Here is an 11,800-nt window from a genome sequence, read left to right on the forward strand (position 1 = left end):
CTCTTGCTGTTTTAAATCAATTACTACTTAGAACCGGCCCGGTCCACCGTTGCCGCGACCAGGATTTGATTCTGGAGATTGTGCGCCGGCATAACTACGGATGTTGTAGGTAAAGGTCAGCATAAAGAAGCGGCGTAGCACCGTAGACCGCACGTCTTCTGCATAAGATTCTGTGATGTTGTTCTGGAAGCTATCGTTTTGGTTAAGAACATCGTTTACGCTCAAGCTGATCTCTCCTTTATTGTCTTTCAGGAATTTCTTGCCTAGGCTCATGTTCCAAAGGGTAAAGTTGTTGCTGGCACCTGCCGTTGCACCTGAATTGTATTGGTGGGTAAGTTCGGTGCGGTACACTAATCCTTGCCAGAAAATCCAGCTCAGGCGCATGTTGGAGTACTGCGTGAAAAAGTTATTGTTATTGCGTGCAGAAGAAGCCAGCGTGTTTTTAACAATATTGTAGTTTGTGTTGGTTGAAATATTGAAATCGAGGTTCTCGCTTATGTTACTGCTCAGGTTTACACCCACACCAAAATCAGTACGGTTTGCGAAGTTCACTTCATTATCAATCAGGCCAGGAGTTCTGTTATAGCCTACAGAACCTCTTAGGTTAATGTTGGAGCTTAACAGGTTAATGGGCTGACCATAATTAAAGAAAGTGCGAACATTCCAGAAACCATCCATGTTCTCACGACGAATAAGGCGGGCGCCTGGCTGTAGCTCGTAGCCTTCTACCAGTTCTGCTGGTGGAGTGGTATACACACTATTGGCAATGTAATTTTGTGTTGCGGTACCAAACAAACCTATAAAAAATACTTTGTTTGTTTCTGGGTTAAAGTTTCTGTAGCGCACAAACAAGCGGTTCTGATAATCCTGATCCAGATTGGCGTTACCTATACTTACCTGCAAGGGGTTCGATATATCCAGCACTTCCTGTAGCTGCTCGGCCGAAGGCACATTGGTTCCGGTACGGAGATTAATGTTCAGGCTGCGGGAAGGGGAGATTTTATACTCTAATTCCGCCGAAGGCAAGACGTTGGAAAAATTACGTTTGATGCTAAAAACTTCCGGATAAACAGTGTTGCTTTCAAGAGTAGCATATTGGTATTTAGCGTTTACTTGTAGCCTGGTCTTATCGGTTCTGTACTGGTAGCTCGGGCCAATGCTTTGCGAAATATAGTCGCTCTTAAACGTGCTGCTGAGCGGCACGTTTAATTGATTATGCAGTTCGGATTCAGGATCTAAATCAAAAGTTTTTCTGTCGGAATCGTTGCGTTGGTTGCCAATGGTGTACTCCATCTGCACCAGCGCTTTCTCACCTACACGTTCCGAGAGCGAAGCGCTGCCGGACCAGGAGAAATTGTCTCTATACAAATCGTTGAACTGGTTGCGGCTGGCGTTGCGGGATGGATCTTCGTTATTTGTAGTGTTCTCTATCAGAAAATTTTCGCCATCTGTGTAGTTGTAACTGGTATTTATGTTAGTGGTAAACACTCGACCTGGCTTGCCAAACCGGTGAGAGTACAGGATGTTGTTGCTGAAATTCAGATTTGTGTTTTCTGATGTATTGGAGTTATTGGAAACTGTTCGAAGCGCCCCTTCGCTGTTGTAAAGCTGCGATACACGGTCAACGAAAGAGTTATTCTGCTGCAAGGTTACATTTGGTGTGACGAGTAACCTGTTGTTTTCATTTATGTTGTACTGAAGTCGGAAGTTGAACCGGTGCGCATCTTCTCGGTTATTGTTCAAGGTGTTTTCCTGCAGCCTATCACCTTCGTCTATACCGGCGGTATAATACCTCGACCGTACCTGCCTGTTAAACACATCTCTGGATGAAAAGTTATAGCTGCTGCTGACCTCCATTTTCTTACCCCACATGTCGTTGTAGTTAAAGCCAATTGTGTTGGTAGAAATAATGCCGTTAGGAGAACCGCCGCCCCAACCTCCTCTACGGCCACGCATGCCACCACCAGGAGTTTCGCCTATAGAAAAGTCGAACATATTGATGTTGTTGGTTAAGCCCATCAGTGTAATCTTGCGGTCGTTGTCGAAGAAGTTTAATGCGGCACCCACCATGTAACGGTCGTCGGTACCGTAACCAGCCGATATTTTTCCTGACTGCCCTTTGCGACGGTCTTTTCGGGTTACAAAGTTGAGAGTTTTCTCTCGGTTGCCGTCTTCAAAACCACTAAAGGCAGCCTGGTCGCTTTGGCGGTCATATACTTCCACACTTTCGATCATATCAGAAGGCAGGTTACGCAATGCTGAGCTTACATCGCTGCCACCATAGCGCTTGCCATCAATCATGATTTGCTTTACCTCTTCGCCCTGCGCCTGAATTACGCCATCCTGAATGGTTATACCAGGCATTTTGGTAACCAGGTCTTCTACACTGGCATCTGGAGCAGTTTTGAAAGCTCTGGCATTAAAGGCGGTGGTGTCGCCTTTCTGCTCACCCAGCGGCACTCTGCCTACAACTTCCACTTCGCGGGTGGTTATGGCTTCGTCTTCCAGTCCCAGCTGGCCCAAATTAACATTGGCATTCTGTACCCGCACAGCACGATTAAAGGCTTTAAAACCAACATAATTAATAGAGAGGGTATATTCTCCGGGTGCTACATTTTCTATGGTAAAATTACCATCTGCATTGGTAGCGGCCCCGACTTTAGCGGAGTCGGTAGAGCGGGTCAGCACTACACTGGCTCCAGGTAAAGTAAAGTTGTCTTGCTGACTTTTTACAGTGCCAGACACTGTAAATGTTTTCGTCTGCGCAAAAGTCTGCGTCACGCTGATTAGTAAAATCAGGAGTAGAAGTGTTTTTTTCATTCTTTTGATAACTGTATCGCCTTATTGCTATGTTGGACATCATGCAAACTCGAAAGTTTAGTGCCTCACAAAAATTAATTTACATTAGCATAATAGCTTATCAGCAAGAAGCTGATGGTAAAAGCTTTATAGTTCTTTAAAAGTGTAAATTTTAGAAGACAGGTAGAAATTGATTTGATAAATGCCCTTGCAGGTTCATGCTGCTGCAAGGGTAATTTTACCTCCGGAAGGCTCTTTTCATTAGCAGAATTAAAAAACGAACTGCGAACCTTAACCAGACAAACTTCTTCACAGAGGCACAGCCCTCTACGCCTGTTTCAGAAGATTAAATTAATTGCTAAAAGGACTCACGACTACGACTGCCCCTGGAGCCACCGCCCGCCGGAGCATCATGCCGGAAATCATTTCTTTCGCCGCGTTCGTGGTTTGCTGCTCCGGCTCCTCCAAATTTGCGGATATTTTAAGAAAAGGTCATCATAAAGAACCGCTGCAACACCGTAGACTGCACATCTTCGATATAGTTGGTGTTGATGTTCCGCTGAATACTCAGGTTTTCTCCAAGCACATTATTTACGCTCAGGCTTAATTCTCCGTGCTGGTTCCTTAGCATTTTTTTGCTCAGACTCATATTCCAGAGGGTAAAGCGGGTGTTGTAACCCGACGATAAACCTGCATTTAACTGGTGTGCCAGTTCGGAGCGGTACACAAAGCCTTTCCAGAAGGCAAATTGAGCCCGGAGCTGCGTAGATTGGTTAAAGAATTTGTTTTTGGCTCCTGCTCTGGATGCTACGGAATTAGTTACCACATTGTAGCTGCCGCTTGTGGAAAGGCTATAATCAACTTTTTCGCTGATGTTACTGCTGAAGGTGGTCCCTAAGCGGTAGTTGGTCGTGTTAGAAAATTAAGTTCCCTGTTGATCAGGCCTGGGGTTCTGGTATAGCCGACCCCGCCGGTAAGGTTCACATTGGTTTTTAAAGCGCGAATAGGTTGGCCGTAACTGAAAAAACTTCTGGCGTTCCAGTTGCCGTTCAGATTTACTGGCCTGATGATCTGGGCACCGCGCAATATTTCTACGCCTTCTGATACATCAGCCGGTGTGGCATCTGGTGTACTATTGGTAATAAAATTGTTTACAAGGCTACTGGATACAAAAGCAGAGAAAACCCGATTTGTTTCTGAATTAAATGTGCGAAAGCGTAAATTCAGGTTATGCTGGTAAGACTGCACGAGGTTAGGATTCCCAATCCGGAACCGCAGAGGATTGGTATTGTCCAGCACGTCCTGCAACTGGGTAATATAGGGGGCATTGGTGTTGGTGCGGTAATCGAGCTGGAGATTCTTTGTTTTTGTAAACTTGTATTCCAGGTGAGCGCTCGGCAATACCCTATGGAAGGTAGTATTCATTTGGTAGGGGGAAGGGTAGAGGTGCTCATTCTGCAGATTCGCCACTTGGTATTGGCTCTCCAGCTGCACACGCACTTTATCGGAGTTGTATTGATAACTGCTTTTGGCTTCTTGTGTAAGGTAGTCGCTAACAGAGGAGTTGCTATAATAAGGGCTGAAAAAATCGTATAGCCCAGTTTGTTCCGCCAAGTTAAAGGTAAGGCGCTCGGAGTCATCGGTGCGGTTGCTGAACTGATACTCCAGTTGCATCCGGCCTTTTTGCCCCACCGGCTCCGCAAAGGCTAGATTCGTCCGCCACGATAAATTTGTTCTGTCGGTCAGGATCTGCTGGTCAAGGTTTTTGTTCTGGTCCGGGCGCTCCACATCCACCACATCATTCAGGCTAAAAGTAGTGCCATCGTTCAGGCTGTAGCTTGTGCTGAGGCTGGCCGTAAGCGTACTCCCCGGTTTTAGGAATCGATGACTGTAGTTAATATTATTGTTAAAACTATAACTGCCACTTTCTGAGTTGTTCTGCGTGTACGAGCGATTCAGCTCCGTCTGATTATAAACAGCTTCTTCATACGCTGTGGCCTCTGCAAACAAGGTATCGTAAAGCGACACGCCAGCAGACCTGGATAAGGCATTGAAGTTGTGAAGGGTGAAGCTTGGATTAATAAATAACCTATTTCGTTCATTCATTTTATACTCGAGCCGAAAGTTAAACTGATGGCTCTCATTGGTACTGGTGTTGTAGCTATTATCATATGTTTCCTGGTTCAGGAAGGAAGTATTGATGTAGTCCCGGAACCGATTGGTGTTATTGGTGTTCCGGTTGTGACTGTAAGAGTAAGTGCCACTGGCTTCTATTTTTTCGCCCCACATGTCGTTGTAGTTGAGCCGGAGATTATGGATGCTGGATATGCCTGCCGAATCGCCGCCACTGCCACCTGCACTTGATCCGCGCTGGCCTCTTCTGCCGCGCATGCCGCCACCAGGAGCCTCTGCGGCTGAGAAATCCTGCATGTTCATGTTGTTCGAAATACCAGTTACGGTAAATCTTCTGTCGCCTTTAAACACGTTAACACTGGCACCAGCCATAAAACGCTCTTCAGTTCCAAACCCAGCTGCCACTTTTCCGAACTGACCTTGGCGGCGGTTAGGTTTGGTAACAATGTTAATGGTTTTGGCTCTTTTTCCATCATCAAATCCGCTGAACTCGGCCTGATCGCTTTTCTTATCGAAAATCTGAATTTTATCAATGACTTCAGCTGGCAGATTACGAAGGGCAGCGTCCGCGTCTTCACCAAAAAATCTTTTGCCATCCACTAGTACCTGTCTTACATCTTCGCCCTGCGCCTGAATTTTGCCATCTACTATGGTAACGCCTGGCAGCTTGGTTACCAGGTCTTCTGCACTGGCATCGGAGGCTACTTTAAAGGCGGCTGCGTTAAATTCAGTAGTATCTCCCATCTGTTCTCCTAAGGGTATCTGCCCTATAACCTCTACCTGCTTCATGGTAGTAGCCTCGTCTTCTAACTGCAATAGCCCCAGGTCCAAGTTTCGTTGCTGTACCTGCAGCTGTTTAGCAAAAGGCTTAAAACCGATGTAGTTAATGAGCAAGGAATAATTCCCAGGTGCCACTATCCCAAACCAGAATGCACCCTCTTTGTCTGTAATGGTTACGGTTCGGATGGAGTCTGGCAAACGGAGCAACACGATACTAGCTCCAGGAAGGCTTTCGTCAGTTGTTTTGCTATACACCACACCTTGTACGGTTACATGCTGTGCCTTTGCCTGTACTATACTAACACAAAAGAAGGAGAGGAGAAGCAGCAGGTTCTTCATGAAGGCGGCATATAATATTGTATATATTATATGTTAGACCAGAAAAAATCATGTAAGTTTAAAGGTTCTTTAAATAATTTTATCGGCATAGCTTAATCGGTAAACAGCACAACATCAAGACACTGGATTACTAATTGCGCAGCCAATAACTCAAATAATCAGTTATAACTATAGGATGAATTTAACTTTGCTCTTCCTTTATCTATACAGGTCAATTATTTCGGCGCTGCAACAAAAGTAGAGGAGGCTCACGGGTTACTTTGGGGCTAACGGTGTATAAAGGCTGTTGACTAAATTTATTTTAGCTGGTAGCAACTATTTTTCTCTTTAGAGGGTCTTCCTGATATAAATTACTCAAGTGACGGGCACAAACAATCCTGGTTTTTTTAGGCGTCGCATCACGCTGCCACTCCTCAACCTCCTTTGGCAAGGCATAACACCTCACAAGTTGGCATTAACTTGTGCAGTAGGTGCTATATTTGGAATTATACCGGCTTTCGGTACAACAACAGTTTTGGTAACGGTAGCCGCTGCCAGGCTACGGCTAAATATTGCTGCAGCTGTTTTAATAAGTTACCTAATGCAACCATTACAATTGCTGCTATTCATTCCGTTTGCCCGCTTAGGCATCGCCTTGCTTAAACTGGAAAATCTGCGGTTTTCACTTGAGGAAATAATTGCCATGTTTAAAGCCGATTGGCTGGAAGCTTTGCATATGCTTTGGCAGGTAAACCTGGTAGCAGTGGTGGCCTGGGCAATTCTGGCTGTTCCAATTGGGGCTGTAATTTATTTTGTGATGCTCCCAATTTTCAGAAGGTTTATCCCCGCCACTAATATTCTAAAAACAGATAAGATCTAACGAGGAGCAGCACCAAGAGCTGCAAATACTTTTGGAAGACGTTTTCTATTAGAGAAATCTGGATTCAGTAATGTTCCCCAACAAGAGTAAGACCCGCTTTATTACTTCAACTCTTTTACAATAATAAAACGGGAGGTTATGGGCTCAAACGCCCTCTATAATGATATGTAAACACATCACTAAAGTACGGCACTTAGCACCTGCAGCATCGCTTTTGCTTTTAAAAGACATTCTTCGTATTCGCGTTGCGGATCGGAGTCGTAGGTGATGGCACTACCGACCATTAAAGATAAGTAACCGGTGCTGGCGTTGTATTGTAAGCTTCTGATGACTACATTAAAATCGCAGTCGTGGCTAGGGGTTATGTAGCCGAATGCTCCTGAGAAAAGCCCTCGTTTTGTAGATTCCAGCTGCTCAATTATTTCCATGGCTTTAATTTTTGGAGCTCCGGTCATGCTGCCCATCGGAAAAGCTCCTTTTAAAGCATCCACTAAGTCGCATTCCGCCCGAAGCTCACCTGTAACAGTCGTAATCATTTGTGATACCTGCCGAAATCCGTAAATGCCGAACATCTCCTCTACTTTAACGGTGCCTGTAGCACAGGATTTTCGCAAATCGTTCCGGACGAGGTCCATGATCATCATATTTTCGGCAAGCTCTTTTTCATCGTGGCGCAGCTGCTCTTGAAGCAAAGCATCTTCTTCTGGCGTCCTACCGCGCCGGATCGTGCCTTTAATGGGTTGTGAAATAAGTTTACTACCTGTCCTTTTCAGGAAACGCTCCGGTGATGCGCATAACAGGTACTTGTGGTGGTATTTTAAAAATCCAGCAAAAGGAGTGGGTGATTTTAGGTTTAGGGAAAGAAACAAAGGCAATGGATCTACCTGAATCTGCCGTGCAAAAAATTCCATGCAATAGTTTAACTCGTAAACATCGCCTTCCAAAATATGCTGCCTAATCCGCTCCACATTGGCCATGTATGCTTCCGGAGCAACTTTCTGCTCCATTAGAATAGGCCGGGACAAAGCAGGGGTCGGAGTGGAAAATGCAGCAATTGCAGTTATTATCTGTTCCTGGTAAGAATCAATTGTATAAATAGTTATGCTGCCGTGGTTAAAGGTAATTCTAACTTCTGGCTCAAATAATAGTGCCAGAGGAAAGTCCAGTTCATCATCGTTCTGACTTTGCAGGTCCTCTACCTGGTTTTTGAGATCATAGGATAAGTAGCCGCACCACATGTTCTGCTGCCTGCCTAGCTGCTCCCGCATGCTTTCAAATAGCTGTTCTTGCACCAGTGGAACTACTGCACCGGAAGAAACAGCCAGAAAATGTTCGAAACCTTGGTATGGGTAAGATATCTGGTTTGAGTTGTAATAGGCAACCAAAGGAAATTGCCCCGCCCATGCAAGCGCTTTTAGCCTGAAGTCTTCTAAGGAGACAGGAAGTGCTGTGGCTGAAATTTCTGTGGTAATCATGCGCAACTAATGATTTTTTTCTTCACCTAGTATAAATTTCATTCCTTGGCCCTAAAAATGGCTGAGGTTTACGGCAATAATGCCGCTAAAACGAGGTATAAAAGACTATACCTCGTTTTAGCCTCTGGAAGAGCAATTTCATTAGAATAATTGTAAATGACATACCAGTTATAGTCCATACTATTGCCAAACAAAAAAAGGATGGGGTTAGCCATCCTTTTTAGTATGTTCAAGCAACTCGTGCTTCAGGTTTACTAGTAAATACGTTGCTCTACACCAGCCAGAATTCGGCCGCAATGCTCACATACTATTACTTTTTTCTGAGCGGCAATGTCTGCTTGGCGTTGCGGAGGCACTGTGTTAAAGCAACCACCACAGGCATCTCTTTTTACTGTTACCACAGCTAAACCGTTACGTACATTTTTGCGGATACGCGTGTAAGCGCTCAATAAACGATCTTCGATGTTAGTAGAAGCTACTTCACGATCCTGCTCCAGCTTGTTTTCTTCTTCTTCGCTTTCAGAAACAATCTGATTAAGTTCTTCTTTCTTGTTGATCAGGTCTTTACGTCGTTCTTCCAGGCGGTCTTTGGTACCGGTTATTTCGCTGTTCTTCTGCTCAATCTGGTAATAAGCTTCTTTGATCTTTTTCTCAGCTATTTGAATTTCCAGCTTCTGTAGTTCAATTTCTTTGGTGATGGCGTCGTATTCGCGGTTGTTACGTACGTTCGTCTGCTGGTCCTCATATTTGCGGATAAGGCTTTCCGCGTCTTTGATAGACTGTCTGCGGATACCAATAGACTCGTTTAAGCCAGCAACTTCGTCATCAAACTTCCGAACCCTTACCTCATAGCCTTCGATCTCGTCTTCCAGGTCCTGAACCTCTTCTGGTAAATCACCTCTTACGCGTCTGATCTCGTCGAGCTGTGAATCTATGCTTTGAAGCTTTAAAAGTGCCTCTAATTTGCTGGCTACCGTACTTTCCATGTATTAAAAAGTGTATCTGACAGGGTTAGTGTTGACAATTGATAAATAGACTGCAAAAGTAGCAAAGTTTTTTGAAAGTGTATCATAAAATATCTCCTTTGTATATACTTCGCTTTCATAATGGCCGATGTCGGCAATCATGATCCTCCCTTCGGCATCAAAAAACTCGTGGTATTTAAAGTCGCCTGTCACCAGCGCATCTGCCCGCTGCCTCATTGCATCTTTAAGCAGAAAACTGCCTGCTCCACCACAAACGGCTACTTTCTTGATTTTCTTATCTCCTACAGTTGTGTAGCGGAGTCCCTGCAAATCCATTTTCTCTTTTAGCCAGGCCAAAAAATCTTTCTCCGCCAGTGCCTGCGGCAAATCGCCGATCATGCCTATTCCTACTTCCTGGTTCAGGTTCTCGAGCGAGGTAAGGTAATGGGCTACCTCTTCGTAGGGGTGCGCCTGCCGCAGCGCAGCCAGCACAGCATGTTGCAGATGAGCTGGAAAGAGAACCTCAAGCCGATCTTCCGGCACCTTCTCCAGTGTACCAACTTCGCCTATGGCCGGTGCTGCATTGCCTGTAGGTAAAAACTGCCCCGTGCCCTGCACCTGAAAGCTGCAGTTCCGGTAGTCGCCAATTTGCCCGGCTCCCGCCTGGTGCATGGCCTGCAGTACCTCTGCGGTGTTCTCTGGAGGGCAGAACGTAACCAGTTGCATAAGTGTCTGCGGCTTGTTTACCAGTATTTTACAATTCTGGAGTTCAAGCTTTTGCGCTATTTTCTGATTGACGCCCGTGTGCACATTATCGAGATTGGTATGGCAGGCGTATATTGCAATATTGTGCTGGATAGCCTTTATGATGGTGCGTTCTACATAGTTACGCCCCGTTAGCTGCTTCAGGCCTTTAAAAATCACCGGATGGTGTGCCACCACCAGGTTGCATCCTTTCTCAAGAGCTTCGTCCAAAACTGCTTCTGTACAATCTAATGTGACCAACACTCCTGTTACTTTCTCGTGCCGGTCTCCGGTTTGCAGGCCCGAATTGTCGTAACTTTCCTGATAGGTGGGGGGAGCCAGCTTTTCCAAAACTTGAATTACCTCAGCAATAGTTGCCATAAAAAGTGTTTTCTGAATCTTTAGCGTAGGTACGTTAAAATTAGTTTATTTTTGCTACCGATAAAATACGATGGTAAAAAAACTGAAACAGCTCCTTCTGCCTTTCTCCTTCTTATACGGTCGCATTATGGCTGTGCGCAACAGCTTGTACGACCAACAGGTGTTGCACGCGCAGGAGTTTGAACTGCCGGTAATTGCAGTAGGAAACCTGACGGTGGGGGGAACAGGCAAAACACCTCATGTAGAATACCTGCTGCGGCTATTACGCTCCTATAGGGTCGCCACGCTCAGCAGAGGCTATAAACGCAGTACCAAAGGTTTTGTGCTTGCGGATGGCCAGGCTTCCGCAGCCACCATAGGAGATGAGCCTTTTCAATATTACCAGGATTTTAAGCGGGTTACAGTGGCTGTTTGCGAAGACAGGGTAGTAGGCATTAAACAGCTGCTGGAGCAAGGACCCAAGCCGGAGGTTATTCTCTTAGACGATGCTATGCAACATCGGCCGGTAAAACCTTCGCTAAACCTGCTCATAACAGATTTCACGCGTCCGTTTTACCACGATTATGTAATGCCCACCGGTCTGCTACGTGAGCCACGGATAGGAGCAAAACGAGCCGATGCTGTTCTAGTTAGCAAATGCCCCGCTCATCTGAGCCTGGAGGCACAGGAACAGATAAGGCTACTTATTAGAAAGTACACGCACGAGCAAACGCCAATATTTTTCACAGGTTATCGTTATGGAGAGGCTATAAGTATAGGCAATTCGACTGCCTTGAAGAAAGAGATCATTTTGCTGACTGGTATTGCCAATGCAGCGCCTTTAGTTGCCTTTCTTAAAGATCAGGGGTATACTATACGGCAGCACCTGGCGTTTCCGGACCACCACCATTACACGCGGCAGGAGGTGGAACGGATGCAGGAGATTCTACAGCAACCAATAAACAGGGGCAGCAGCCTGCTAACAACTCGGAAAGATGCCGTAAAACTGACTTCACCGGAGCTAAGCGTCCTTACAAAGGCTATGCCTCTGTTCTATTTGCCCATAGAAGTGGAGTTTTTAAATGAAAAAGAAGCATTTGATAAGCTGGTAGTTCAACACGTACAGAGCAGACTAAAGTAAGCAACTGGCAGCGCAGGAGCTACATAATATTAAGTTTATTACCTACAATTGTCTCTGAATATTGGAATTAGTTACAGGCACTCAAAACCTCTAACCGGCTCTGGAAGGTCTTTTTTATTTGAATAATTGCCTTAATGGGTTTCAGGCGGTTGTAATTTAGAAGCTACAATTGCTCAAAAGATTTTGCTTTGGCGCTAAAATTGCG

8 protein-coding genes are annotated in these 11,800 nt (G+C 45.3%); 2 read left to right on the forward strand and 6 right to left on the reverse strand.

Annotated features, from left to right (window positions below; genetic code table 11):
• Positions 1 to 27: 27 nt before the first annotated feature.
• The 3 genes from ACMA1I_RS12275 to ACMA1I_RS12285 form a co-directional block, all read right to left on the reverse strand.
• Complete coding sequence (locus tag ACMA1I_RS12275) at positions 28 to 2,820, reverse strand: TonB-dependent receptor (RefSeq protein WP_337068636.1); 2,793 nt, start codon at positions 2,818 to 2,820, stop codon at positions 28 to 30.
• Between the two features lie 460 nt (positions 2,821 to 3,280).
• Positions 3,281 to 3,625: a hypothetical protein gene (locus ACMA1I_RS12280; RefSeq protein ID WP_337068637.1), complete on the reverse strand. Its 345-nt coding sequence runs from the start codon at positions 3,623 to 3,625 to the stop codon at positions 3,281 to 3,283.
• Positions 3,626 to 3,693: 68 nt separating this feature from the next.
• A complete protein-coding gene (locus tag ACMA1I_RS12285; RefSeq protein WP_337068638.1) occupies positions 3,694 to 6,051 on the reverse strand; it encodes a TonB-dependent receptor in 2,358 nt (785 codons plus the stop codon).
• 358 nt (positions 6,052 to 6,409) lie between these two features.
• Between ACMA1I_RS12285 and ACMA1I_RS12290 the strand changes: the two genes are divergently transcribed.
• Complete coding sequence (locus ACMA1I_RS12290) at positions 6,410 to 6,910, forward strand: DUF2062 domain-containing protein (protein WP_337068639.1); 501 nt, start codon at positions 6,410 to 6,412, stop codon at positions 6,908 to 6,910.
• Positions 6,911 to 7,089: 179 nt separating this feature from the next.
• Here the strand turns inward: ACMA1I_RS12290 and ACMA1I_RS12295 are convergent, their stop codons facing one another.
• The 3 genes from ACMA1I_RS12295 to ACMA1I_RS12305 all read right to left on the reverse strand — a co-directional run bounded on the left by ACMA1I_RS12295 (position 7,090) and on the right by ACMA1I_RS12305 (position 10,475).
• On the reverse strand, positions 7,090 to 8,385 hold the full coding sequence (locus ACMA1I_RS12295; protein WP_337068640.1) for an anthranilate synthase component I family protein: 1,296 nt from the start codon (positions 8,383 to 8,385) through the stop codon (positions 7,090 to 7,092).
• A 254-nt stretch (positions 8,386 to 8,639) separates the two neighbouring features.
• Complete coding sequence (locus tag ACMA1I_RS12300) at positions 8,640 to 9,371, reverse strand: zinc ribbon domain-containing protein (protein WP_337068641.1); 732 nt, start codon at positions 9,369 to 9,371, stop codon at positions 8,640 to 8,642.
• A 3-nt stretch (positions 9,372 to 9,374) separates the two neighbouring features.
• Complete coding sequence (locus tag ACMA1I_RS12305) at positions 9,375 to 10,475, reverse strand: Nif3-like dinuclear metal center hexameric protein (protein ID WP_337068642.1); 1,101 nt, start codon at positions 10,473 to 10,475, stop codon at positions 9,375 to 9,377.
• A 70-nt stretch (positions 10,476 to 10,545) separates the two neighbouring features.
• On the opposite strand from ACMA1I_RS12305, the gene lpxK reads away from it, so the two are divergent.
• On the forward strand, positions 10,546 to 11,595 hold the full coding sequence (gene lpxK / locus ACMA1I_RS12310; RefSeq protein WP_337068643.1) for a tetraacyldisaccharide 4'-kinase: 1,050 nt from the start codon (positions 10,546 to 10,548) through the stop codon (positions 11,593 to 11,595).
• The last annotated feature ends 205 nt before the right edge of the window (positions 11,596 to 11,800 follow it).

The sequence above is a fragment of the Pontibacter sp. 13R65 genome (assembly GCF_047525655.1).
GTDB lineage: Bacteria > Bacteroidota > Bacteroidia > Cytophagales > Hymenobacteraceae > Pontibacter.